General features: G+C 71.4%; 25 protein-coding genes. 13 read left to right on the forward strand and 12 right to left on the reverse strand.

Features of this window, described 5'->3' with window-relative positions:
• Nucleotides 1-149: 149 nt before the first annotated feature.
• Nucleotides 150-632 (reverse strand): DUF3291 domain-containing protein, encoded by a 483-nt coding sequence (locus tag ACZ3KP_RS32960; protein ID WP_467503962.1) that lies wholly within the window; start codon nt 630-632, stop codon nt 150-152.
• Nucleotides 633-664: 32 nt separating this feature from the next.
• Nucleotides 665-1303, reverse strand: a complete 639-nt coding sequence (locus ACZ3KP_RS32965; RefSeq protein ID WP_467503964.1) for a helix-turn-helix transcriptional regulator — start codon at nt 1301-1303, stop codon at nt 665-667.
• Nucleotides 1304-1427: 124 nt separating this feature from the next.
• On the opposite strand from ACZ3KP_RS32965, the gene ACZ3KP_RS32970 reads away from it, so the two are divergent.
• Nucleotides 1428-1829 carry a hypothetical protein gene (locus tag ACZ3KP_RS32970; protein WP_467503965.1) on the forward strand — a complete coding sequence of 134 codons (402 nt, stop codon included), beginning with the start codon at nt 1428-1430 and terminating at the stop codon, nt 1827-1829.
• Between the two features lie 46 nt (nt 1830-1875).
• On the opposite strand, the gene ACZ3KP_RS32975 is transcribed toward ACZ3KP_RS32970, so the two are convergent.
• Both ACZ3KP_RS32975 and ACZ3KP_RS32980 read right to left on the reverse strand, forming a co-directional pair.
• Nucleotides 1876-2121 (reverse strand): DUF397 domain-containing protein, encoded by a 246-nt coding sequence (locus ACZ3KP_RS32975; RefSeq protein WP_467503966.1) that lies wholly within the window; start codon nt 2119-2121, stop codon nt 1876-1878.
• Nucleotides 2118-2519, reverse strand: coding sequence for a Scr1 family TA system antitoxin-like transcriptional regulator (locus ACZ3KP_RS32980; RefSeq protein WP_467504122.1), 402 nt, complete (start codon nt 2517-2519; stop codon nt 2118-2120). The genes ACZ3KP_RS32975 and ACZ3KP_RS32980 overlap by 4 nt, the downstream gene beginning before the upstream one ends.
• A gap of 502 nt (nt 2520-3021) precedes the next feature.
• Here ACZ3KP_RS32980 and ACZ3KP_RS32985 point away from each other — a divergent pair.
• The 3 genes from ACZ3KP_RS32985 to ACZ3KP_RS32995 all read left to right on the forward strand — a co-directional run bounded on the left by ACZ3KP_RS32985 (nt 3022) and on the right by ACZ3KP_RS32995 (nt 4102).
• On the forward strand, nt 3022-3354 hold the full coding sequence (locus ACZ3KP_RS32985) for a hypothetical protein (RefSeq protein WP_467503968.1): 333 nt from the start codon (nt 3022-3024) through the stop codon (nt 3352-3354).
• 74 nt (nt 3355-3428) lie between these two features.
• The gene (locus tag ACZ3KP_RS32990; RefSeq protein ID WP_361336105.1) at nt 3429-3692 is read left to right on the forward strand and encodes a hypothetical protein; all 264 of its coding nucleotides are present in this window, start codon (nt 3429-3431) and stop codon (nt 3690-3692) included.
• Nucleotides 3689-4102, forward strand: coding sequence for a PIN domain-containing protein (locus ACZ3KP_RS32995; RefSeq protein WP_467503970.1), 414 nt, complete (start codon nt 3689-3691; stop codon nt 4100-4102). Before ACZ3KP_RS32990 ends, ACZ3KP_RS32995 begins: the two co-directional genes overlap by 4 nt.
• 102 nt (nt 4103-4204) lie before the next feature.
• On the opposite strand, the gene ACZ3KP_RS33000 is transcribed toward ACZ3KP_RS32995, so the two are convergent.
• The 5 genes from ACZ3KP_RS33000 to ACZ3KP_RS33020 form a co-directional block, all read right to left on the reverse strand.
• Complete coding sequence (locus ACZ3KP_RS33000) at nt 4205-4459, reverse strand: hypothetical protein (RefSeq protein WP_467503972.1); 255 nt, start codon at nt 4457-4459, stop codon at nt 4205-4207.
• Nucleotides 4460-4598: 139 nt separating this feature from the next.
• Nucleotides 4599-5249 (reverse strand): hypothetical protein, encoded by a 651-nt coding sequence (locus ACZ3KP_RS33005; protein ID WP_132889559.1) that lies wholly within the window; start codon nt 5247-5249, stop codon nt 4599-4601.
• A 78-nt stretch (nt 5250-5327) separates the two neighbouring features.
• Nucleotides 5328-7811 (reverse strand): dolichyl-phosphate beta-glucosyltransferase, encoded by a 2484-nt coding sequence (locus tag ACZ3KP_RS33010; protein ID WP_467503974.1) that lies wholly within the window; start codon nt 7809-7811, stop codon nt 5328-5330.
• Nucleotides 7808-8506 carry a GntR family transcriptional regulator gene (locus tag ACZ3KP_RS33015; protein WP_467503976.1) on the reverse strand — a complete coding sequence of 233 codons (699 nt, stop codon included), beginning with the start codon at nt 8504-8506 and terminating at the stop codon, nt 7808-7810. Before ACZ3KP_RS33015 ends, ACZ3KP_RS33010 begins: the two co-directional genes overlap by 4 nt.
• A gap of 125 nt (nt 8507-8631) precedes the next feature.
• Complete coding sequence (locus ACZ3KP_RS33020) at nt 8632-9987, reverse strand: aminotransferase class III-fold pyridoxal phosphate-dependent enzyme (RefSeq protein WP_467503978.1); 1356 nt, start codon at nt 9985-9987, stop codon at nt 8632-8634.
• Nucleotides 9988-10195: 208 nt separating this feature from the next.
• Here ACZ3KP_RS33020 and ACZ3KP_RS33025 point away from each other — a divergent pair, with 208 nt between their 5' ends.
• Both ACZ3KP_RS33025 and ACZ3KP_RS33030 read left to right on the forward strand, forming a co-directional pair.
• Nucleotides 10196-11986, forward strand: coding sequence for a serine/threonine-protein kinase (locus ACZ3KP_RS33025; RefSeq protein WP_467503980.1), 1791 nt, complete (start codon nt 10196-10198; stop codon nt 11984-11986).
• Nucleotides 11987-12120: 134 nt separating this feature from the next.
• Complete coding sequence (locus ACZ3KP_RS33030; RefSeq protein WP_467503981.1) at nt 12121-13650, forward strand: substrate-binding domain-containing protein; 1530 nt, start codon at nt 12121-12123, stop codon at nt 13648-13650.
• Nucleotides 13651-13669: 19 nt separating this feature from the next.
• Here the strand turns inward: ACZ3KP_RS33030 and ACZ3KP_RS33035 are convergent, their stop codons facing one another.
• Together ACZ3KP_RS33035 and ACZ3KP_RS33040 are read right to left on the reverse strand one after the other, a co-directional pair.
• Nucleotides 13670-14824 (reverse strand): Gfo/Idh/MocA family protein, encoded by a 1155-nt coding sequence (locus ACZ3KP_RS33035; RefSeq protein WP_358978943.1) that lies wholly within the window; start codon nt 14822-14824, stop codon nt 13670-13672.
• 237 nt (nt 14825-15061) lie between these two features.
• Nucleotides 15062-15814 (reverse strand): SLATT domain-containing protein, encoded by a 753-nt coding sequence (locus tag ACZ3KP_RS33040; protein ID WP_467503982.1) that lies wholly within the window; start codon nt 15812-15814, stop codon nt 15062-15064.
• A 296-nt stretch (nt 15815-16110) separates the two neighbouring features.
• Here ACZ3KP_RS33040 and ACZ3KP_RS33045 point away from each other — a divergent pair, with 296 nt between their 5' ends.
• The 3 genes from ACZ3KP_RS33045 to ACZ3KP_RS33055 all read left to right on the forward strand — a co-directional run bounded on the left by ACZ3KP_RS33045 (nt 16111) and on the right by ACZ3KP_RS33055 (nt 17817).
• Entirely contained in the window at nt 16111-16455 is a 345-nt protein-coding gene (locus ACZ3KP_RS33045) for a YbaB/EbfC family nucleoid-associated protein (RefSeq protein WP_467503983.1), read from the forward strand.
• 107 nt (nt 16456-16562) lie between these two features.
• Complete coding sequence (gene recR, locus ACZ3KP_RS33050) at nt 16563-17162, forward strand: recombination mediator RecR (RefSeq protein ID WP_358978940.1); 600 nt, start codon at nt 16563-16565, stop codon at nt 17160-17162.
• Nucleotides 17155-17817: a DUF5063 domain-containing protein gene (locus ACZ3KP_RS33055; protein WP_467503985.1), complete on the forward strand. Its 663-nt coding sequence runs from the start codon at nt 17155-17157 to the stop codon at nt 17815-17817. Before recR ends, ACZ3KP_RS33055 begins: the two co-directional genes overlap by 8 nt.
• 31 nt (nt 17818-17848) lie before the next feature.
• Here the strand turns inward: ACZ3KP_RS33055 and ACZ3KP_RS33060 are convergent, their stop codons facing one another.
• A complete protein-coding gene (locus ACZ3KP_RS33060) occupies nt 17849-19234 on the reverse strand; it encodes an FAD-dependent monooxygenase (protein ID WP_467503987.1) in 1386 nt (461 codons plus the stop codon).
• 72 nt (nt 19235-19306) lie between these two features.
• Here ACZ3KP_RS33060 and ACZ3KP_RS33065 point away from each other — a divergent pair, with 72 nt between their 5' ends.
• The 4 genes from ACZ3KP_RS33065 to ACZ3KP_RS33080 all read left to right on the forward strand — a co-directional run bounded on the left by ACZ3KP_RS33065 (nt 19307) and on the right by ACZ3KP_RS33080 (nt 23720).
• On the forward strand, nt 19307-19975 hold the full coding sequence (locus tag ACZ3KP_RS33065) for a TetR/AcrR family transcriptional regulator C-terminal domain-containing protein (protein WP_467503989.1): 669 nt from the start codon (nt 19307-19309) through the stop codon (nt 19973-19975).
• Nucleotides 19976-20162: 187 nt separating this feature from the next.
• Nucleotides 20163-21434 (forward strand): aspartate kinase, encoded by a 1272-nt coding sequence (locus tag ACZ3KP_RS33070; RefSeq protein WP_046732250.1) that lies wholly within the window; start codon nt 20163-20165, stop codon nt 21432-21434.
• A complete protein-coding gene (locus ACZ3KP_RS33075; protein ID WP_467503991.1) occupies nt 21431-22501 on the forward strand; it encodes an aspartate-semialdehyde dehydrogenase in 1071 nt (356 codons plus the stop codon). The genes ACZ3KP_RS33070 and ACZ3KP_RS33075 overlap by 4 nt, the downstream gene beginning before the upstream one ends.
• Before the next feature lie 544 nt (nt 22502-23045).
• On the forward strand, nt 23046-23720 hold the full coding sequence (locus ACZ3KP_RS33080; protein ID WP_467503993.1) for a SigE family RNA polymerase sigma factor: 675 nt from the start codon (nt 23046-23048) through the stop codon (nt 23718-23720).
• The last annotated feature ends 114 nt before the right edge of the window (nt 23721-23834 follow it).

The following is a 23834-nucleotide window of genomic DNA, read 5'->3' on the forward strand; positions in this document are numbered from 1 at the left end:
GAACTCGCCCTCAGCCCAACTGCTGCACCGTGCCGTACCCTCCGGTGCGCAGGGTCGCGGCGCTACCCAGGGAGGTGGCGCCGCCCCGGGCGGGACGGGTACGACGGGGAGGGGTGGCGGGTGAAGTCGTGGGGCTGCGTGGGGCGGTGTCAGCGTCCACTGCCGACTGCTGATTCGACGCTCTCCGGCGGGTAGCTCTCGCGGAAGGTGAACGCGGACGGCCCGGGGCCCTGTTCGCGCACCATCGCGACCCGCTCCAACGCCTCGGCGGCGCTCGGGCGATGGCCGGCCGGGATCCACCACAGGGCCTGGTGGGCCTCGGCCATGCGGCTGAACCACTCGCGGCGGCGGCTCAGTACGCGCAGGTGATCGGTGTGGTAGGTGAAGTTCCGCAGGGCTTCGAGCGACTCCCATACCGAGCAGTTGATCAGGAGGAGGTCGTCGTTCCGGTCGGGGCGGATGCCGGTCGCGTCCGCGCCCTCGTCGTCGACCATGCGCCATACGAAGCCGGGGCTGCGGTCGGCGAGTTCGTTGATCTCCGGTTGCAGGGCGACGAAGTCGGCCAACTCGGGGCCGTCCAGGGGGGCGACAATGCGGCCGACGTTGACTTGCGCGAGGTGAAAGCCAGTCATGGGCTCAGCATGGCCGGTCCCCGCTTCTATAGTCAATGGCTTTTGTTTTTAGAGAGGGCCACGCAGCACCCACCGGGACACGGGTCCATCGTCGGCGACCACTGGTCGGACGCCAGGCCTTCGAGAAGTGCGAGGTTCATCCCGCAGACCAGCGCGGGGAACTCCCCGGCCAGCGCGTGGAAGGGGCAGTTGCGCAGCCGCAGCGTCTCCCCGTCCCAGAAGGGCTGGTAGCCGCGGCCCCGCAGCACCTCGACCAGGTCGTCCGCGCCCGCGTCCGGGTCCGCCGCACCCGCCGCCTTCGCCGCGGCCTGCAACTCCCGGTCCAGGCCCGCGTTCTCCACCACCTCGGCGAGCAGCCGGCCGGCCGCGTCGTAGGACCGGGGCGGGACGGACACGGAGTGCTCGCCCTCGGCACGCCGGTACACCTTCGCCGGCCGCCCCGCCCCCGGGCCGGTGCGCCCGGAGAGCCGCTGGAACGACACGTCCAGCAACCCCGCCTCGACCAGCTTGTCCAAATGGAAGGCGGCCAACGACCGGGTCACCCCGACGGCTTCCGCAGCCGCGTCGCGCCCCACCGCACCCGGCGTGGCGGCGACGTGGCGGTAGAGCCGACGGCGCACGGGGTCACCCAGCACGCCGAGCACCGCGAACGCGTCATCCTCAGCAGTCACACGGCGAGTCTATGACCAATGGGAGTACTCAAAACAACGGCGTGACCGGCCTGGGTGGGCTGGTCGAGCCAGGTGAGTAGCCGTACTCAGGCGGGAACGTGCGGGCGGGGGCGACATTGGGGGCATGAGCTTTCCGCCGCCCTCGCACCCGCAGCCGTACCCGCCGTCCTACGGTCCCGGGTTCCCGCCGCCGAGCCCTTCGCCGGGCCGGCCCTCACGGGTGGGTTTCGCCGTCACGGCCGCGCTGCTGCTGGCTGTCGCGGTCGCGGTCAACGGGCTGTTGTCCTTCGGCATGCTCTTCGCCGGCGACAGCTGCGGCACCTCCGCCGGAACCGCGCGGTTCTGCGACGCCTCCGGCGCCTGGATGCTCGTGGCGATGTTCGGACCATGGATCGCGCTGGCCGCGGCGGTGGTCACGGTCGTGCTCGGCGCGCTGGCGGCCCGGCGGCCGTGGACCGCACTGGCGCTGGGGGTACTCGTCTACGCCGCCGGGCCCGCGCTCGCCCTGTTCACCGTCTTCGGTTAGGCGGCGACGGCCGCCAGGATGCCGACGTCGACGGAACGGCCCACGCTCACCCGACCGACTCCAGGAAGGCGGCCCAGGAAGCGGGGGAGACGGTGAGGTGGGGGGCGTCGGGGGCCGTCTTGGAGTCGCGGACGTGGATGGCGTGGGGGCAGGGGGATATTTCGACGCAGTTCCCGCCGCCGCCGTCGCTGTGGGAGGACTTGCGCCAGGTGTAGGCGGTCTCGACGCAGTCGCCGCCGCCGCTGTCGCTGTAGCTGGACTTGAACCATCGCAGGGTTCCGGTGCGGGTCATCGCTTCTCTCCTGCCAACCGTTCGATGAGGCTCACCGAGTCGTCGGTACTCAGGGCCTGTGCGCGGATCTTCGCATGGCGGTGGGCGAGTTGGGAGACTTCCTCCGGCTCGCTGACCAGGATGCCCTGGTCCTCGATCTCCATGTAGACCACGTGTTGGTGCTCCGCGGTCACCACCATCTTCATGGGGCCGCGATCACCGGCGTACGTCCCCCGCAGCCCCCGCTCCATGGGCAGCACGTGCAGGCAGACATTGTCGCGCCGCGCGTCCTCGACGAGCGAGAGCAGTTGACCCCGGAGCACGTCCCAGGAGCCGAACGGCCTGCGCAGCACGCTCTCTTCGAGGATCAGCTCGATCATGGGGGCGGGCTCCCGCTTGAACAGCGCCCGGCGGGCCAGCCGCCTCGACCAGCTCCTCCCGCTTCTGCTCGGAGACCGGTGGGAAGCTGCCGGGGCAGCGGCTCGCCGATCGGCTCGCGGAGCTGACCGGGGGTGATCCCGGGCCCGTCATCGAGGTCGCCGGTGGGCGGCGGTGCGTGTACTTCCTGGTTCCGGTCGGGAGCACGGACCATCTGCCGTGGCCCGCGGAGGTGACCAGGCTGACGGCGGATCCGGCGCGGGTGTCGTACATCCCGATTCCCGCGCTGGACGACATGACATGGCCGTTGTCGTGGCGTTATCGGCCCTCCGCGCACGGCCGTTTCGTGCACACGCGGTTGCTGCGGACCGCGCTTCACTCGGCGGAGTGAATTGCGTCAACGCCGCGATACGAAAAAGGGATTGTGGCTTGCGCTCGGCTCTTTGTGTGGCCCTAGAGTCGCGATCAACAGATTGCCCCCGCGGTGCGCCAACACCCGGGGGCTCGACACCTGGAGTCAACCCTCCGATGCGCGTTCATCGTATGGCGCCCGTGCGTGCCTTCGCAGCTCTTGCCCGCACCCGTTTCGGGGACCGTCGTCTGTCCTGGGGCGCGGTAGGCGTACTGACGTACCTCTTGGGGCTGCCCGACGGTTCCTGGATCACCGAACGCATCCTCGCCGAGCGGCGTCGGGAGGGGTGCATGTCGGTCGTCGCGTCCCTGCGTGAGCTGGAGGAACGGGGTTATCTGCGGCGGGTGGTGACGCGGGATCCGGTGACCCGGCAGTACTCGACGGTCTGCGAGGTATTCGACAGGCCGTACGAATCCGCTCCACCGGCGGGTGAAATGCAAAAAGTTCGCCTCGCGGCGGCCTAGCCCCACAAGAAAGGAACACGATGACTGTCCTGCTTGAACGGCCCGAGACGGTATACCGGCAGTATACTTACGTCATGGCTGACACCACCGTCAAGGTCGACCCCGCTGTCCGTGACCGCCTCATGGTGCTCGCCAGGGAGCGTGGGATGACCATGCGCGACCTGATCGCCGAGCTCGCGGGGGCCACGCCCACCCAGGAGGAGCTGCGCAGGCGGTACGAGGAGACGAAGGCGTACTGCGAGACGCACTTCGGGGTGACGTTCACGAAGGAGGACCACGACCGGGCGGAGAAGGTCTGGCAGGACCTGGAGGCCGGTCGGCCGGTGGACAGCCTGTGAGCGCTACGAGGGCCGGATCCGCCGGGGTCGTCTTCGATGAGTCCGCCCTGCTGGCGCTGGGCTCGGGGAACTCGCTGGCCTTCCACTTCGTGGCGAACACGGAGCACGGGCCGACCCGGCATGTCTACGTTCCCGCGCTCTGCCTGGCCGCCGCGGACGGCCTGCGCAAGGGGCTCGCGGAGCACGTCGGTGCGCTTCCGGCCGTCGAGATCGTGGAGTTGGACTTCGCGGGTGCCTCCACGGTCGGCGCGCTGCTGCGTGACGGTGTCGAGTGGCGGCTCGGGCACGCGGTCCATCTGTCCCGGCCCACGCTCGACTGGCCCGACGGCCGCCATGTCGTGACCGTCGATCCCGGTCGCTACGCCGACCTGCCCCTCGTGCGCACCATCAGGCTGCCGCAGCAGGGCTGACCGCACACCCCAGGGCTCCGGACCGACGCGGTCCGGAGCCCTGTCCACTTCACTCAGAGATGATCATGCGGCTCATGGCCGGTTCAGTGGGTGCGTGGTGGCCTACCAGCCGTTGCCGCAGTCGGAACCCATGTCGGTGATCTGGGCGCCCGGGCTGCCCTCGCCGTTGATGAGGTTGCCGGCCAGGCCGTTGAGGATGCCCACCTCGCCAAGGATGTCCAGGTTCAGGTCGTGCGACCGGCAACCGCCGCCGTGGTGGCCGCCCTGGGGCGCGAGGGCGGTGGCCGGGGTGGTGCCCATGAAACCGACGCCGCCGATGATGGCGACCGCAACAGCTGCCTTCTGAAGCTTGCGCATGTCTCCTCCTTGGGTTCACTGGAGCGCGCGGCAAAAGATCTGATAAGCGCTCATTTCGGAGGCTAGATCGACATCTCTCGCCGCGCTCCCCGGAGGAGCCATATGGGGTTCCGCCGTACGGGGGCGGGTTCACGGACCGTCAGCTGAAGACGATCATCGACCCCTGGGCCAGGCTGCGGGTCGCCGCCGCGTGCAGGCCCAGCCATACGTGCCGTTCCCGGGCGAACGGGCTGGGGTCGTAGGGGGCCGGGACCGCTGGTTCCTCCAAGTCGGTCGGGACGGCGGGCGGTTGCGGTGCGGCCGGGGGGTTCGCCGGGTCGATGCCGATCGACGGGGCGACGTACTCCAGCTCGCGCAGCAGCGCGTGCGAGGATCCCAGCGGGCCGCCGCTCGCGAGGAGTTCGTCGCTGGAGAGCGGGCTGGGGAAGTCGACCGGGACGTAGGCGCCGGCGTGGTCGTAGTGCCACACGAGGTGGGACTGCTGGGCCGTGGACTCGAACATCTCCAGGAGCTGCTCGTAGTCGCCGCCGAGGTCGTCCACGGGGGACACGGGCAGGCCGCAGACCTGGAGCAGGTACGCGCGGCGCAGGAAGTGGAGCGCGTCGTAGTCGAAGCCGGCCACGGGTGCCACCTCGCCGGACAGGCCCGGCATGTACTGGTACACCGGCACCGGTGGCAGCCCGGCCTCGGCGAGCACCTTGTTGTATTGCGCGAGTTCCTCGGCGAACGGGTTGTCCGGCGTGTGGCACAACACGTCGACGAGCGGTACCAGCCAGAGGTCACAGGCCAAAGAGGGCTCCTCGTATCAGCGCGTTCACAGGTGGTGTTCCGCCAGGTGGTCAGGGAAGCGTAGTCGGTGCGGGGGCGGTCAGCTCCCCTCGTGCAGGTCCCATACCCAGACCCCGCCCGTCCACTTACCGGGTTTTCCGGTCAGTGCCGTGACGGCCTGCCGGAGTTTGTCGTCGTTGGGCTGCGGGGCGACCACCAGGACGCCCGCCTTCCAGTACGCGAAGTCCTTCTTCGCCTGCGCCCGCCAGTTCCTGCCGATCACCGGCACCTTCCCGGTGTAGCGGACGTCCCGCAGCATGTCGGAGGTGTAGCGCGGGACGGCGCCGTAGATTCCGATGCGATCATCGCCGTACGGGCCGTTGAAGTATCCGCCGGGCACCTTGAAGCCGAGGTCGGCGGCGGTCTGCCAGTGCAGCGCCTCCGCGGCGCCGGGATCGGGCAGCGGAAGCGGTACGAGGGACTCGCCCCGGCCCACGTACGACTTCCACGCCCCGCTCGTGATGAACGCCGGGACCTGCTCCCGCGGGACCGCCTTCAGGGGCGCGGGGACGATCGGGAGCAGGGCGAGGGCGACCGAGAGCAGACCGGCGTAGAGGATGCCGATCCGCCGGGTGGACAGCACCTTCTCCAGGAAGACGGCCAGCAGGACGCCCAGCGCGGGCGCGCAGATCATCGCGACCCGGCCCTCGATCACCGACTCGAACAGCGGGAACTTCCGCACCAGCGCCCAGGGGCCCGGGTACACCGTGTCGGTCAGCGGGATCCGGATCTTCGGGCCGAGCGACAGCACCGCCGCGGCCAGCGAGGTGAACGCCAGCGCCTTGACCAGCGGCCGTTCCCACAGTCGTACGGCGATCGCGAAGGCGAGCAGGACCAGCGGCCAGCCGTAGAAGGCGTTCTGCTCGGTGGGATTCAGGGAGAGCTCGTTGGCACGGGCCGCGTCACCGAAGAGCAGCGAGCGCTCGGCGAAGGCCAGCAGGGAGAGCGGGCTGTTTCCGGCGTTCTCGCCGTGCAGGACGCTGTGGTAGCTCTGCGGGCCCGTGAACTGCCAGTACAAGGGGAAGGCGACCAGGGGGAGGCAGACCGCCCCGGCCACCAGCAGCCCCTTGCCGAGCGGGCGCCAGGCCTCCTTCGCCACGTCGGGGCGTACCGCCGCGTACGCGCCGGCGAACAGCACCATCCCCAGCGCGGCCAGCAGCAGCGGCTCCTCGCCCAGGAACACCTGGTAGGCCGTCAGCACGCCCAGCACGATCCCGTCCCGCCGGACCCGTGCGCCGGTCGCCAGCCGCAGGGCGCGGTCGACGATCAGCGGGACCATGAACAGGATCACGAAGTTCGGGTGCGCGTTGGCGTGGCTGACCATCGGCGGCGCGAAGGCCGCGAGGGCCGCGCCGACGAAGGCCGCGCCCCGGTGCCGCGTCACCCGCTTCACGATCAGCCAGTACCAGGCGACGGCGGTCGCGGCGAGGCCCAGCGCCATGCAGACGGAGAGCGAGACGGCCGGTCCGGCGAGCAGGGTGAGCGGGGCGAACGGGACGGACATGCCCAGCATGACCGTGTTGGCCATCAGGTTCACGCCGTCGGGGAAGTTCTGGAGGTCGGAGAAGAGCGGGTTGCGCAGGTGCGCGAGGTTGTCCGCGGTCACCGCGAAGAACCACTCCCACTGGTTCTGGTCCTGGATGGAGTCGACGAGGTAGCGGTGGCCGGGGTCGAAGAAGCGGTGCGCGTACAGCGCCACGGACAGGACCAGGAAGAGGGCCGCGACCAGCAGGTCTGCCGGGCGCAGCCGGCGCAGCCGCAGCAGGACCAGGTCGCCGAGGACCCGCGGGTAGTCCAGCGGGCCCACCTTCGAGCCCGGCTGGTGGCTCCAGCGGACCGGGACCTCGGCGATGGGGTGGTCGGCCCGGTGCAGGTGCTGGAGGACCTCCACGTCGATGCCCCAGCCGTCGAGGCGGGACGCGGCGAACGACTCACGGGCCAGGTCGCCGTCGAACAGCTTGAAACCGCACTGGGTGTCCCTGAGGCCGGGCACCGCGGTCGCGCGTATCAGCAGGTTCCCGGCCCGGCCGAGCAGCTCGCGCAGCCGGTGCTGGTGGTCGGCTATCTCCGCGCCGGGCACCGCCCGCGAGCCGATCGCGGCCGCGTTGCCCTCGCTGAGCGCCTTGTCCAGCCGCTCCAGCTCCTCGATCGGGGCGGCCAGGTCGGCGTCGGTGACCAGTACCCGGGCGCCCGTCGTCGCGGCGACGCCGAGGCGCAGCGCGTTGCCCTTGCCCCGGTTGCGGTCGGCGGTGACCAGCCGGACGTGCGGGTGCGCCAGGGCTGCGACCTCGCGGGTGCCGTCGGTCGAACCGTCGTCGGAGACGATCACTTCCCAGCAGCCGAAACGGCTCTCGTTGTCCGAGAGGTAACGGGTGACGGCGTCGAGGGTGGGCCCGAGCCGCTCCTCCTCGTTGTACGCGGGGATGACGACGGAAAGGTCGACTTCCACCGCGTCGGCCGGTTCCCTGTCGGCCCGTTCCCTGTCGGCCCGTTCCGCGTCGGCCCGTTCCATGGGCTCCGTCATCCGTTCTCCGACAGTCGCTCGATGAGGGCGAGGGAGTGGGTGTTGTACGCGGCGACGATCCCCCGGGCGGTCTCCGCGTCACGGCGGACCACCGCGTCCACCAGCTCCGTGTGCCGGGCCCACAGATACCCGCGTAGATCGGGCAGCCGCCGCAGCTGCTGGACCGCGCACACCCAGGACTGGACCCGCAGCCGGTGCAGGAAGTCGCCGAGGTAGGGGTTGCCGAACAGGGCGGAGAGCTCGCGCCAGAACCGCAGGTCGTAGCCGATGAGGATGATGAGGTCACCGGCGGTCGCGGCGCGCCGCGCCTCCTCGCCGCGGCGGCGGACCGTCGCCAGGGCGGCGACGACCCGCGGGTCCTGGGGGTCCTCGAAGGCGGGGTGGCGGCCGTCGGCCAGCGCGTGGAACATGCCGTCGATGACCATGCTGCGCGCCTCGATCATGCCCCGGTAGTCGGCCAGGGTGTACTCGGGGACGCGGAAGCCGCGGTGCTGGTCGGCTTCGAGGATGCCCTGCGCGGACAGGTCGACCAGGGCCTCGCGGACCGGCGTGGCGGAGACCCCGTACTGTTCGGCGATCTCCTTGACCGTGAACTCGCGACCCGGCTGGAGTCGCCCGGCGAGCACCTCGTCACGGAGCGCGTCCGCGATCTGCTGGCGCAGGGTACTGCGCGTCACAGCGCCGTTGCCGGGCATCGTCGGGTGCCTCTCCTCACGCGTTCGGGTGACGTGCTCGCTTACATGTACATCTACGAGCACGCCACCTTACGCGTTCGGGTTGCCTCCGTACGTCTTCTCCGTGGGGAAGGCCGCCCGTGACCTCACACCGTGTACTCGTCGGCCACGCCCAGCGCGGCGTCCAGCGCCGCGAACCCCTCCTTCAGCTCCGCCTCGGTGACGTTGCACGGCGGGACGACATGCGTCCGGTTCATGTTCACGAACGGCCACAGCCCGCGCTCCTTGGCGGCCGCCGTGAACGCGGCCATCGGCGCGTTCGCCTCGCCCACGGCGTTGTACGGCACCAGCGGTTCCCGGGTCTCCCGGTTCCGCACCAGTTCGAGCGCCCAGAACATGCCGGTGCCGCGCACCTCGCCGACGCTCGGATGCTGTTCGGCGAGCGCGGCGAGCGCGGGCCCGACGACCTCCGCGCCGAGCCGCCGGGCGTTCTCGACGACCCCCTCCTCCGCCATCACGCCGATGGTGGCGACGGCCGCGGCGCACGCCAGCGGATGCCCGGAGTACGTCAGGCCGCCCGGGTAGGGCCGCTTCCCGAAGGTCTCGGCGATCCGGTCGCTGATCGCCACGCCCCCGAGCGGCACGTACCCGCTGTTCACGCCCTTGGCGAAGGTCATCAGGTCCGGTACGACCCCGAACAGGTCGGCGGCGAACCACTCACCGGTCCGCCCGAACCCGGCCATCACCTCGTCCAGGACGAAGACGATCCCGTACTTGTCGCAGATCTCCCGGACCCCCGCGAGGTAACCCGGCGGCGGCACCATGATCCCGGCGGTCCCGGGGATCGTCTCCAGGACGATCGCGGCGACGGTCGCCGGCCCCTCGAAGGCGATCGTCGTCTCCAGGTGCTCCAGCGCCCGGGCCGCCTCCTGCTCCTCGGTCTCCGCGTAGAAGCGGGAGCGGTAGAGGAAGGGCGCCCAGAAGTGCACGACCCCGGCGGCGGCGCCGTCGGAGGCCCAGCGGCGCGGGTCGCCGGTGAGGTTGATCGCCTGCTGCGTGCCCCCGTGGTACGAGCGGTACGCGGACAGCACCTTCGGGCGGCCCGTGTGCAGCCGGGCCATCCGCATCGCGTGCTCGATCGCGTCGGCGCCGCCGTTGGTGAAGAAGATCCGGTCCAGGTCGCCCGGTGTCCGCTCGGCGATCAGCCGGGCCGCCTCCGAACGCGCCTCGACGGCGAAGGCGGGCGCGAAGGTCGTCATCCTCCCGGCCTGCTCCTGGACGGCGGCGACGACCTTCGGGTGCTGGTAGCCGACGTTGGTGAAGACGAGCCCGCTGGTGAAGTCCAGGTAGCGCCTGCCGTCGTAGTCCCAGAAGTACGACCCTTCGGCGCCGGCCACGGCCAGCGGGTCGATGAGGTCCTGCGCGGACCACGAGTGGAAGACGTGCGCACGATCGGCCGCCTTCACGGCGGCTCCGGCCTGGGGATGGGGCTGAGGGGTCATGGCGGGGAGCGTAGGAGCGCCGAGAGGGGGCGCGGTATCGGCGACATGTTCCGTGCTCCGGCGGATTCCGCGACACGTTGTCCACAACCGGTGGATGTGCCCGGCTGTCCGGTACCTGTTACGGAACCGTAGACAGGGCGGGGCTCGGCGCCCCGCACGGCCGGAATATTCTCGGCTCGATCACACCTGTGGAGGAGGGCGGATCGCCATGGAGAAGCTGGGGCCGGGGGATCCGCAGCACATCGGGAGCTACCGGCTGCTCGCGCGGTTGGGCGCGGGCGGCATGGGGCGCGTGTATCTCGCCCGGTCGGAGCGGGGCCGTACGGTCGCCGTGAAGCTGGTGCGGGCGGAGCTGGCCGCGCAGGAGGAGTTCCGGGCGCGTTTCCGTCAGGAGGTGCGCAACGCCCAGCGGGTCGGCGGGTTCTGGACGGCGCCCGTGCTGGACGCCGACACCGAGGCCGAGGTGCCCTGGGTGGCCACCGGCTATGTGGCCGGGCCGAGCCTCCAGCGGGTCGTCGAGCACGACCACGGGCCGCTGCCCGAGCGGTCGGTGCGCATCCTCGCGGCCGGGCTCGCGCACGCGCTGGCCAACATCCACGCGGCCGGGATCGTGCACCGCGACCTCAAGCCGTCCAACGTGATGCTCACGATCGAGGGGCCCCGGGTCATCGACTTCGGTATCGCGCGGGCGCTGGAGACCTCGCCGGGGGAGGGGCTCACCCGGACCGGCTCGCTGGTCGGCTCGCCGGGTTTCATGGCACCCGAGCAGGTGCGCGGCGACCGGATCACCCCGGCGTCCGACGTTTTCTGCCTCGGTTCGGTGCTGGCCTACGCGGCGACCGGCCGGCTGCCCTTCGGCTCCACCGGGGGCGGCGAACACGCCGTGCTGTTCCGCATCGCCCAGGAGGACCCCGACCTCTCCGGTCTCCCCGAGGGCATCGCCGACGTGGTCCGCGACTGCCTGCGCAAGGACCCGGCGTCCCGCCCGTCCCTGGACGCGATCCTGGCCCGGACGGGAGCGGTCGACACGGTCGAACAGGGCCGCTCCAGGGACCCCTGGCTGCCCGGTTCCCTGGTGGCCCAACTGGGCCGTCACGCGGTGGAGTTGCTGGAGGTGGAGGACCCGACGGTGTACGGCGCCCTGCGGACCTCCACCGATCAGGAGGCGCACGGGGCGAGCGGCCCGGGGGTGCGGGGCGGTGCCGGATCCGCGGCTGCCGGCGCGGGCGCGCGACCGGCCACGGCCCATCCGCAGCCACCCCACCACAGCACACCCGCCGAACACACCACGGCCCACCCCGCGTACGGCTACCCGCAACCCCACCCCCAGCCCACCCCGTACAACCCCTACACCACCGTCGTCACCCCTGACCCGGCCCCCACCCCGCCGGTCTACACCCCGCCGCCCCCGCCGCCCCCGCCCTACGATCCCGACTCCACCGACGAACCCCGCCGCACCCGCTCCACCGCGCTCCTCGTCACCGTCGCCCTGATCGTGATGCTGGCCGCGGGCGGTTCCGTCTACGCGCTCCTGAACAACGGCGCCAGCGGTGACGACGCCAAGGCGCCCGGCGGGCCCACCCCCACCACCTCGGCCGCCGCCCCGACCACCTCCGAGGAGCCGACTCCCACCCCGTCGCCCTCCGCGTCGACCAGCCCGGTGGTGCCCACCGCCTTCCTGGGCACCTGGACCACCGCCATAGACAACTCCACCGGTCACAACACCCGCGAACTGACCATCCGGCAGGGCGCGGTGGGCGACACGGTTCTCACCCTGGTCGCCGCCGGACCCGGCTACCGCTGCGAGTTCACGGCGAAGCTCGCCGACCGCCCCGGTGCCGGCGGTCCGCTGGACATAGGGCCGTCCAAGGTCACGTCGGGCAAGCCCCTCTCGTCCTGCACCGCCGGGGACCCCACCGAGGTGACCCTGCTGCCGGACGGCAGGCTGAAGCGGGCGACGAAGGGCGGTGGCGAGAGCCTGACGTACGGCAAAGGGTGAACTCGCGCGCTGACACCGGTAGTTGAACCTTCGGAGAACATCCGGAAGGCCGCCCCTTTTGTCCCTTCGTATCCCCTCCCTGCCCCTTACGGTGACCCCACCATCCGGCTCCGGGCAGTGGCGGGGGCACCCACATGGAGTGGCTGAGCGCGGAGAACATCGTGGCCGTCGGCACCGCGGCGGCCGGCATCGTCGCGTCGGCGGGCATCTTCTGGTACGAGCGCCGGGTGCCGCGCCGCAAACGGATCGGCTACCGCGTCCAGATGGACAACCCGATCGGCGACGACGCCCGTTCCGGGCGGATCGGCAGGCGGCTCGGTCTGTTCGACGAGGCCCCGGACATGGCCGACGCCACCCTCGTCCTGCTGCGCATCGAGAACGACGGCTCCCAGGGCATCGGCCGCGACGACTACACCAGCCCCGAACTGCACGGCCTCACCGCGGTGTTCAGCGACCGCACCATCCGCGGTGTCTCGGTCACCCAGCCGACCGACAGCGACCACCTCATGCCGCACTTCACCGCGGAGCGCGGCTTCGGCTACGCGGGCAACACCCTGCGCATCCCGCGCGTCCCGCTCAACGCCGGCGAGCACTTCAAGCTGCTCGTGCTGCTCTCCGGCGGTGACGTCGGCCGGGAGATCAGACTCATCGGCGGGCTGCACGACGGCGAGGTGCACACCAACCGCAGCGCCACCCCGGACGACGCGACGCCCCTGTTCAGCCGCGCCTCCCGGCTGATCACCATCATGCTGACGCTGAGCGTGCTCACCCTTGCCACGATCGTCGTCGCCCGCGACGACAACCCGCCGCCGATGGGCTGTGCGAAGGGCTCGTTGCAGGTGTACGGCTCCACGGCGTTCGCCCCCGTGATGCAGGACGCGGCCAGGGGGTACGAGAAGGAGTGCGAGGGGGCCACGATCCACGTCGACGCACACGGCTCGACGGCCGGGATCAGGGACCTCGACAGTGCCGGCGCCGCCTGGAAGAAGAACGGCTCCCCGCCGGTGATGGCGCTCTCGGACGGCCCCAAACCCGTCGGCATGCCCGAACTGAATGAGAACCGGGTCGCGTTGGTGGTGTTCGCGCTGGTCGTCAATGACGGCGTGGGGCTGACGGACCTGTCCGCGGCCGACGTGCGCCGGCTGTACCGGGGGGAGATCACCGACTGGAAGCAGCTGGGCGGCCCCGACCTGCCGGTGCGGCTGGTCAGCCGGGACGCCAACTCCGGGACCCGGCAGGTGTTCCAGCGGCGGGTGCTGGGGCGCGGTGAGATCGCCAACTCCTCCGTCGACTGCGTCCACAAGGACGACCCGACGGCGAAGGTGATCCGCTGCGAGCTGGACTCGACCGACCAGGTGCTGTCGGAGGTGGCCCGGCTCGAGGGGGCGGTCGGCTACGCCGAGCTGAACGTGGCGGCCGACGCGAAGGGGCTGCGCGTCCTCTCCCTGGACGGCCACGCCCCCTCGGTGGAGGCGATCGAACGCGGCACCAGCCCGTATCCGTACCGGGAGATCGAGTACGCGTACACGTACGGGCAGCCGGTCTCGGACTCGCTGGCGTCGCGTTTCCTGGCGTACGTGGAGAAGGGGAACGGGGAGGCGGTGATCCGGTCGTACGGGCACGTGCCCTGCTACACGCCGGTGGGCATGACATTGTGCGCGTGAGGCGCTGGGTGGGCCGCCCTCAACCGACGTTCTCCCAGGTGCCCGACGCGGCCGAGCGGCTCATCGCGTCGAGGGTGGTCGCGCTGCGCACGGCGTCGTCCAGGGTCGCGCCGTACGGGGCGCCCTCGGCGATCGAGCGCAGGAAGGTGTGGGCCTCGATCACCTTGAGGTCGTCGTAGCCCATGGCGTTGGCCGCGCCGGGCTGGAAGGCGGCGTACTCGCCGTGGCCGGGGCCGACGAAGACGGTGCTGACGGGCTGGTCCTGGTAGGAGGTGCCGCGGCTGACGCCCAGCTCGCCCATCCGCCGGTAGTCCCAGAAGACGGCGCCCTTGGTGCCGTGCACCTCGAAGCCGTAGTTGTTCTGCTCGCCGACCGAGATCCGGGAGGCCTCCAGGACGCCGCGCGCCCCGGAGGCGAAGCGCAGCAGGCAGTTGACGTAGTCCTCGTTCTCGACCGGGCCGAGTGCGCCGCCGGTGGCCAGGGCGTGGCCGGCGGTGGCGCCGGTGGGCCGGGCGCGCTCGGGGATGAAGACGGCGGTGTCGGCGGCGAGCGCGGTGATGTCTCCCAGCAGGTGGCGGGCCAGGTCGACGCCGTGCGAGGCCAGGTCGCCGAGGACGCCTCCGCCGCCGCGGGCCCGCTCGTAGCGCCAGGTCAGGGCGCCGTCGGGGTGGGCCGCGTAGTCGCTGAAGAGCCGGATGCGGACATGGGTGACGGCACCCAGCTCGCCGGAGGCGATCAGGTCACGGGCGTAGGAGACCGCGGGCGCGTTGCGGTAGTTGAAGCCGACGGTGCCCTGGACGCCGGCCTTGCGGACCGCGTCCCGGACGGCGGTGGCGTCCTCGGCGGTCAGTCCGACCGGCTTCTCGATCCAGATGTGCTTGCCGGCCTCCGCCATGGCGACGCCGATCTCACGGTGCAGGAAGTTCGGCGCGGTGATGCTGACGGCGTGGATCCGGGGGTCGGCGGCGACCTCGCGCCAGTCCCGGGTGGTGTGCCGGAACCCGAAGACACCGGCGGCCTCCTCGGCCCGGCCCGGCACCTCCTCGGCGACCGTCAGCAGCTCGGGGCGCACGGCCAGCCGCGGGTAGTGGTGGGGGATCCGCTGGTAGGCCTGGGTGTGCACCCGTCCCATCCAGCCGAATCCGACGACGGCGACGCCGAGCGCACGCACCATGGGCTGCCCTTCCACCGCTGCTGTGGACCGTTCCGGAGACTGCCCGCCCACGATGCGGGCCCGCTTCCACCGATGTCAAGACATACGGGCGTCCTTACAATTGGCGGTCCGCGAGGACAGGCGCCGGGCCGTGGAGGTGCGGGGGAGCACGGGGGTGCCGGGGGGCGGGTGAGCGCCGTCGCCCGTCCGCCGCGCCGTCGTGCCCGCGGCAGACCGGCGACGCACGCCACCCTTACCTCATCTGGGCTCCGGAGGCCGCTGCCGAGGCATGTTCGGGCGGGCCCCGTTCGTCCCCGGCGGCAGCGGGAAGCGGCCGTGCAGCTGCCCCGCCTCCCCCCGTGGCCCGGCCGCCCCCGCCGCCTGGATCGCCAGCGGCGCCGACCCGGTCCGGAACTCCACCATCCAGTCGGCCGTCTCCGTACGGACCAGCTCGGTCACGTCCTCCGAGAACCTCCGCAGCACCGCCAGGCACCGCTCCGCCGCCTCGCTCGCCGTCCCCTCCGCCGGCCCCAGCACCTCCCGCACGCTCTCCGACGCCCAGTCGAACTGGAGCACCTGGAGCCGCCGCTGCACGGCCTGTGCGGTGGCCATGTCCCTTATCCAGCCCGACGTCACCCCGAAGAACCGGTCGACCCCCACGCACGCCACCGCCGTCAGCAGCGCGAGATACCCCCAGGGCGCGACCCCGCCGACCACCCCGGTCAGGTCGAGCAGCGGCAGTGCCGCCCCCAGCACCGCCCCCACGGCCGCCCCGCCGCGCAGCGCCCGCGCCCCCCGCCGCTTCCACACCCGGTCCGCCAGGTACCACGCGGCCGTCTCCAGCGCCCCGCGCTCCACCCACCGGTACAGCTCGTCGAGCCGCTCGGCCGGCTCCCCCCAGTCCCCGAGCGGGAACGCCCGCCCGGCCAGATCGCCCGGCCGCAGTCCGGCCGCACCCTCGCCCCGCCCGTCCTGACGCGGTCCCTCGGGCTGCATCTCCGGCTGACCCACCAGGCACTCCCTAACTGATCCCAACCGGTCACGTTCCGTGACACGGGCCATGGCATTGAACACGACGCCGGCCACCGCACGGGACCTGACAATGGATGCTGACGACGGGCACCCTTCCTACCGCCCAATGGGTGGCGAAGGCTTGGCTTTCGCGTCTTTTCCGCCCAGAAGTGGCCCTTGATCAGGTATAGGCCTCCGGTGATTCTCACTCGAAAGAGTGGCGGGGCGATGGCTGCGTCGACCACGTAGGCTCATGCACAACGGGACAACCGAGAACCGACATCCAGGAGCTGATCGTGATCCCCGGTGGTGGCCAGCCCAACATGCAGCAGCTGCTCCAGCAGGCCCAGAAGATGCAGCAGGACCTGGCACGGGCCCAGGAGGAGCTGGCGAACACGGAGGTCGACGGACAGGCGGGCGGCGGGCTGGTACGGGCCACCGTGACCGGCTCCGGCGAGCTGCGCGCGCTGAAGATCGACCCGAAGGCGGTGGACCCGGACGACACCGAGACCCTCGCCGACCTGATCGTCGCGGCCGTGCAGGCGGCCAACGAGAACGCGCACTCCCTCCAGCAGCAGAAACTGGGCCCGCTGGCCCAGGGCCTGGGCGGCGGCAGCGGCATCCCCGGGCTGCCGTTCTGAACTGGCCGTTCTGATGTTCGTCGCCCACGCGACACCGGTACCGCCTTCCTAGGACGGGCGGCAGCCAACTACGGTACGTACCGAATGACTCCAGGAAGGGCAGTCCGTTGTACGAAGGCGTGGTCCAGGACCTCATCGACGAGCTGGGGCGGCTGCCCGGCGTCGGTCCGAAGAGCGCGCAGCGGATCGCCTTCCACATCCTTCAGGCGGAGCCCACGGACGTACGGCGTCTCGCGCAGGCCCTGCTGGAGGTGAAGGCGAAGGTCCGCTTCTGCGCGACCTGCGGCAACGTGGCACAGGAGGAACTGTGCAACATCTGCCGTGACGCCCGCCGCGACCTCACGGTGATCTGCGTGGTGGAGGAGCCCAAGGACGTCGTCGCGATCGAGCGGACCCGGGAGTTCCGGGGCCGTTACCACGTGCTCGGCGGGGCGATCAGCCCGATCGAGGGCGTCGGCCCCGACGACCTGCGCATCAGGGAGCTCCTCGCCCGGCTGGCCGACGGCACGGTCACCGAGCTGATCCTGGCCACGGACCCGAACCTGGAGGGCGAGGCCACGGCCACCTACCTCGCCCGCATGATCAAACCCATGGGCCTGAAGGTCACCCGCCTGGCCAGCGGCCTCCCGGTGGGTGGCGACCTGGAATACGCGGACGAGGTCACCCTCGGGCGCGCCTTCGAGGGGAGACGACTCCTAGATGTCTGACGCCACGCTGCACGACACGACGCTGAACCCGGACGACTTCGCGGTCCAGATCGCGGACCAGGTGGAGAGCTTCCTGGTGGCCGTCACGGAGGTGGCGAAGGGCGACGAGCCGGACTCGGCGGTCCCCTTCCTCCTCCTGGAGGTCTCCCAGCTCCTGCTGGCCGGCGGCCGCCTCGGCGCGCACGAGGACATCGTCCCCGACGAGCGCTACGAGCCGGACCTGGGCCCGGAGCCGGATGTCGACCAGCTCCGCGAAAACTTCGCGCGCCTCCTGGACCCGATCGACGTCTACTCCGAGGTCTTCGACCCGTACGAGCCCCGCAAGGCCCCCGTACCGGCCCGGATCTCGGACGACCTCGCCGACATCATCACCGACCTCCGCCACGGCATGGCCCACTACCGCGCGGGCCGCACCACGGAGGCCCTGTGGTGGTGGCAGTTCTCCTACTTCTCCAACTGGGGCCCCACCGCCTCCGCCGTCCTGCGCGCCCTCCAGTCCGTCCTCATCCATGTACGCCTGAACCAGCCCCTGGAGGAACTGGACGGCCTGGACACCGACCAGGCCACCATCGGCGACGAGACCCTGGAGTTCGAGGCGGGCCAGGTCATGCAGCAGGAGATCGGCGGCCTGGGAGAGCGCACCTCGACCAGGTAGGCGGCCCCCGGGCCCGGTGAGGGCGCGGGGTTCAGCGGATGCCGACGCCGTCGAGGTACGCCGCCAGGTCGTCCGTCACCGTCTCGCCCGCCCAGCCGACGTAGCCGTCGGGGCGGATCAGGAAGACACCGGGGCCGTACGACTCGGGGGCGGACGCCAGGGTCCGTATGTCCGCCCGCGGGGCAGCGGTCGCGCCCAGCAGGGTCCAGTGCGGTCCCCGGAAGAGGTCGAAGAGGCGGCCGCCGAGGACCGCGGCGTCCGGGGCGCGGTCGCCCGCGCGCACCGGTCCCGGGTCGGCCCGGGTCTCGGCGCTGAGCGACGACTCCTGGTAGCCGACGCCGAGTTGGACGGTGGCCCGGCCCCGCTGGACCTCGCCGCGGTGCACGCCGGTGGACAGCTCCAGCATGGCCGCGGCGTTCGCCCGCCGCTCCTCCTCGTACGTCTCCAGCAGGGACTCGGGGGCGCCCCGCAGCACCGCGTCCAGCTTCCAGCCGAGGTTGTAGGCGTCCTGGACGCTGGTGTTCAGGCCCTGCCCGCCGGCCGGCGAGTGCACATGCGCGGCGTCGCCCGCGAGAAACACCCGGCCCACCCGGAACCGGTCCGCGAGCGCCGCCCGGGGCCGGAACTCCGAGGCCCAGCGCACCTCGGTCACGTCCGCGGCGGACAGGTGGGTGTACCGGGCGACCAGTTCGCGCACCCCGTCCTCGGTCACATCCGGCTCCGCGCCCACCGGCAGCCGCGCGGCCAGCTGGAACTCCTCGGTGCCGGCCAGCGGGCAGATCCCGAGGACGCTGTCGTCCGCGGCCGGGAAGGCGTGCCAGTACGCCCGGTCCAGACCCCGCACCCGCAGGTCCGCCACCACGAACGGCGCCGGGTCGACGGTCTCGCCGGTCATGCCGACGCCGAGGGCCCGCCGGATGCCCGAGCGTCCGCCGTCGGCCGCCACCACATAGCGCGCGCGGACCGTCGTGCCGTCGGCGAACGCCACGTCCACGCCGTCCGCGTCCTGCTCCAGGCCCGTGACCTCGCGCCCGAAGGCGGCCTTCCCGCCCAGTTCCGTGAGCCGGGCGTACAGGATCTCCTGGGTGCGCCACTGCGGGATCATCCGCGGCGCGGGGTAGGGCGTGCCCGCGTCCGGCTCGAACCGTTCGAACATCGACTGCTCGCCGACCTGCTCGCCGTCCCGCCAGACCATCCGGTTCGGGTAGGGCCCGCTCGCCGCGAGGACCGCGTCGATGACGCCCAGGTCGTCGAAGACCTCCTGGGTGCGGGGCTGGATCCCCTTGCCGCGCGAGCCCGGGAACAGGGCGTCCGCGCGTTCCACGAGCTGGGCGTCGACCCCGCGCCGGGCGAGGTCGATGCCGAGGGCGAGTCCGGTGGGGCCCGCGCCCACGATCAGGACATCCGTCGTACTCATGGCCACATCTCCTTAACATCGTTAAGCGCCGTTGGCCCACAGAGTGTCCTTAACGCTGTTAAGCTGTCAAGCGTGAGTACGGAACGACGAGCCCCCCTGGACCGTGCACGGGTCGCCGACACGGCGCTGCGGCTGCTGAACGAGGTCGGCCTCGACGGGCTGACCCTGCGCGCCATCGCGAAGGAGCTGGACGTCAAGGCGCCCGCTCTGTACTGGCACTTCAGGGACAAGCAGGCACTGCTCGACGAGATGGCGACGCAGATGTTCCGGCGGATGGTGGCCGGCACCGAACTCGACCCCGCCGACACCTGGCAGGAACGCCTGCTGAAGGACAACCGCGGCCTGCGCGCCGCGCTGCTCGGCTACCGCGACGGCGCCAAGGTCTACAGCGGCTCACGCTTCACCGGCACCGACCACGCACCGGCCATGGAGGCGAACCTGCGCCTGCTGACGGCCGCCGGGCTGACCCTGACCCAGGCCGTCGACGCGGGCCGGACGGCCCACGCCTACACCATCGGCTTCGTCACCGAGGAACAGGGCATGCGCCCCCTGCCGGGCGACGAGAAGGCCCGCACCGACATCGCCGACCGCGCCCGCCGCCTGTCCGACCACCCCCTCGCCGCGGCGGCCGGCGAGCTCCTCTTCGATGACTACGACCGCCAGTTCGAGGAAGGCCTGGCGGTCGTGATCGCGGGGATCGGGGCGCGGTACGGGGTGGCGCCCCGGCTCGACCCGGGTTGAGCCACTCGCCGCTCTGTGAGCCAGGGCACTTTCCGCGTGACGGGGCGTGCGCTGGGCAGGTTCCGTTCCGGACGCGAGCGGCCGCCGAACACCCCCCGTGCGATGTCTCACCATGCGGGAGCAGTCTGGTGGAATTCGGACGCTCGTTAGACTGAGCCGACACAAACGAACCGAGCGAGGAGCGCACGTGGGCCTTGTCGTGCAGAAGTACGGAGGCTCCTCCGTTGCCGATGCCGAGGGCATCAAGCGCGTCGCCAAGCGGATCGTGGAAGCGAAGAAGAACGGCAACCAGGTGGTTGTCGTCGTTTCCGCGATGGGCGACACGACGGACGAGTTGATCGATCTCGCCGAGCAGGTATCCCCGATGCCTGCCGGGCGGGAGTTCGACATGCTGCTGACCGCCGGAGAGCGCATCTCCATGGCACTGCTGGCCATGGCGATCAAAAACCTGGGCCACGAGGCCCAGTCGTTCACGGGCAGCCAGGCGGGCGTCATCACCGACTCCGTGCACAACAAAGCCCGGATCATCGACGTCACGCCCGGCCGCATCCGCACCGCGCTCGACGAGGGCAACATCGCCATCGTGGCCGGCTTCCAGGGCGTCAGCGCCGACAAGAAGGACATCACCACGCTGGGGCGCGGTGGCTCCGACACGACGGCCGTGGCGCTCGCCGCCGCGCTCGACGCCGAGGTCTGCGAGATCTACACCGACGTCGACGGTGTGTTCACCGCCGACCCGCGCGTGGTGAAGAAGGCGCGGAAGATCGACTGGATCTCCTTCGAGGACATGCTGGAGCTCGCCGCCTCCGGTTCCAAGGTGCTGCTCCACCGCTGTGTGGAGTACGCCCGCCGCTACAACATCCCGATCCACGTGCGGTCCAGCTTCAGCGGGCTGCAGGGCACGTGGGTCAGCAGCAAGCCGATTGGGGACAAGAAGGTGGAGCAGGCCATCATCTCCGGTGTCGCGCACGACACCTCCGAGGCCAAGATCACGGTCGTCGGTGTGCCGGACAAGCCGGGCGAGGCCGCAGCCATCTTCCGGACCATCGCCGACGCCGAGATCAACATCGACATGGTCGTGCAGAACGTGTCCGCCGCGGCCACCGGCCTGACGGACATCTCCTTCACGCTGCCCAAGACCGAGGGCCGCAAGGCCATCGACGCGCTGGAGAAGAACCGTCCGGGCATCGGCTTCGACTCGCTGCGCTACGACGACCAGATCGGCAAGATCTCGCTGGTCGGCGCGGGCATGAAGACCAACCCGGGCGTCACCGCCTCCTTCTTCGAGGCACTGTCCGACGCCGGGGTGAACATCGAGCTGATCTCGACCTCCGAGATCCGCATCTCGGTCGTCACCCGCGCCGACGACGTGCCGGAGGCCGTGCGCGCCGTGCACTCCGCCTTCGGACTCGACTCGGACACCGACGAGGCCGTGGTCTACGGAGGCACCGGCCGATGACTGCCAAGCCGGCGCTCGCGGTCGTGGGGGCGACCGGGGCCGTCGGCACGGTCATGCTCCAGATCCTGTCCCAGCGGGCGGACGTCTGGGGCGAGATCCGCCTGATCGCCTCCCCGCGCTCGGCCGGCCGCAAGCTGACCGTGCGCGGGGCGGAGGTCGAGGTCGTCGCCCTGTCGGAGGAGGCCTTCGACGGGATCGACGTCGCCATGTTCGACGTCCCCGACGAGGTGTCCGCGCGCTGGGCGCCGGTCGCCGCCGCCAGGGGCGTGGTCGTGGTGGACAACTCGGGCGCCTTCCGGATGGACCCGGAGGTGCCCCTGGTGGTGCCCGAGGTCAATCCGCACTGCGCCCGCAACCGGCGGCGCGGGATCATCGCCAACCCCAACTGCACCACCCTGTCGATGATCGTCGCCCTGGGCGCGCTGCACGCCGAGTTCGGGCTGCGCGAGCTGGTGGTGTCGTCGTACCAGGCGGTGAGCGGGGCCGGGCGGGCCGGCGTGGAGGCGCTGCGGGCGCAGCTGTCGCTGGTCGCCGGTACGGAGCTGGGCACCAAGCCCGGGGACGTGCGGCGGGCCGTGGGCGACGACACCGGGCCGTTCCCGGAGCCGGTCGCGCTCAACGTCGTACCGTGGGCCGGGTCGCTGCGGGAGGACGGCTGGTCGTCGGAGGAGATGAAGGTGCGGGACGAGTCCCGCAAGATCCTCGGGCTGCCGAAGCTGCCGGTCGCGGTCACCTGCGTGCGGGTGCCGGTGGTCACCACCCACTCGCTGACCGTGCACGCCCGTTTCCAGGGCGAGGTCACCGTCGACAAGGCCCGGGAGATCCTCGACACCGCCCCGGGTGTGGTCCTGTTCGACAACCCGGCCGCCGGGGAGTTCCCCACGCCCGCGGACGTGGTCGGCACCGATCCGACCTGGGTCGGGCGGGTGCGGCGGGCGCTCGACGACCCGACCGCGCTCGAACTGTTCGTCTGCGGGGACAACCTCCGCAAGGGGGCCGCGCTGAACACCGCGCAGATCGCCGAGCTGGTGGCGGCCGAGCTGACCGGCCGTTCAGGAACGGCATAGCGGGCGTGAACGGCCGGTGAGCAGGGGGAACGCCCTCGATGGGAGCGGGCCCATGGTGAGAATTCCCCTAAGAAGTGTGGTCGGGAGCATGGTCCGGACCTCTTGAACCGGGGGGCCTCGGCGTTCGAAGATTTTCCTCCCCGTCCTCCGCAACCACGCGGGCGGCGGGGAGCGTCTTTGCGATCGCCCTCTTACCGGGCGCTTACGCGGCGGCCTCCGGGGCGTGCGGACGCATGATCCTGGCGTGGGGACGCCGTGATCGGGGCGTGGGGACGCCCGTTCATATGGGACATAGGGGAAGAGCGGGACGCATGACGGCACTTGAGGCACCGTCGGGTGTACTGCCGGACGCGCGAAGAGCGGCACCGTGCGCGACGGCAACGGCGCGCCGGCCGGCAGGGCGGCCCGACGCGGCGCGTGGGCTCGGCGCCCGCGGGTCCGATGCGCCCGGTGGGGTCGGCGCCTCCGGTGCGGTCTACGCGGGTGGTGGGAAAGTGATGCTCGGCACGTACAACCCCGGCGGGGGTGAGTGTGTCCAACTTGCGTGGCAGAGGTTCTCGAACTCAGTGCGCCCCGCGGCGCGACGGCCCTACGGCCGCCCCGCGTCGGCCTGCGCCCCCGCGTGCCCGGCGCGCCCGGCGGCATGCCGGTGATCGCGCCCATGCCCGCAGCGCGGCCCACCCGCATACCCAGCCAGCGCGACGGCGCGGAGGAGACGGCGGCGGCCGGTACGACGGTCGACCACCTGACCGAGACCTACCGGGCGCACTACCGTTCGCTCCTCGGCCTCGCCGCGCTCCTCCTCGACGACACCGCCTCCTGCGAGGACGTCGTGCAGGAGGCGTTCATCCGCGTCCACTCCGCCCGCAAACGCGTCCGCGACCCGGAGAAGACCCTCGCCTATCTCCGGCAGACGGTCGTCAACCTCTCCCGTTCCGCGCTGCGCCGCCGCATCCTCGGCCTCAAGCTCCTCTCCAAGCCGATGCCCGACATGGCGAGCGCGGAGGAGGGGGCCTACGACCAGCTGGAGCGGCGTGACCTCATCAAGGCGATGAAGGGACTTCAGCGCCGTCAGCGCGAGGTCCTGGTGCTGCGCTACTTCGCCGACATGACCGAGGCCCAGGTCGCCGAGACGCTCGGCATCTCACTGGGTTCGGTGAAGGCGTACGGCTCGCGCGGCATCGCGGCGCTGCGGGTCGCGATGGAGGCGTCGGTATGAGGGAGGAAGCGGAGGGGCGGGACTCACATGACCGGCACGAGCCCTACGCCTGGCACGAGCCGATGCCACCACGCCACGAGCAAGAGCACAAGCAATCGCACGCTGGGAACGGAA

The organism is Streptomyces sp. NPDC020958 (genome assembly GCF_055562175.1).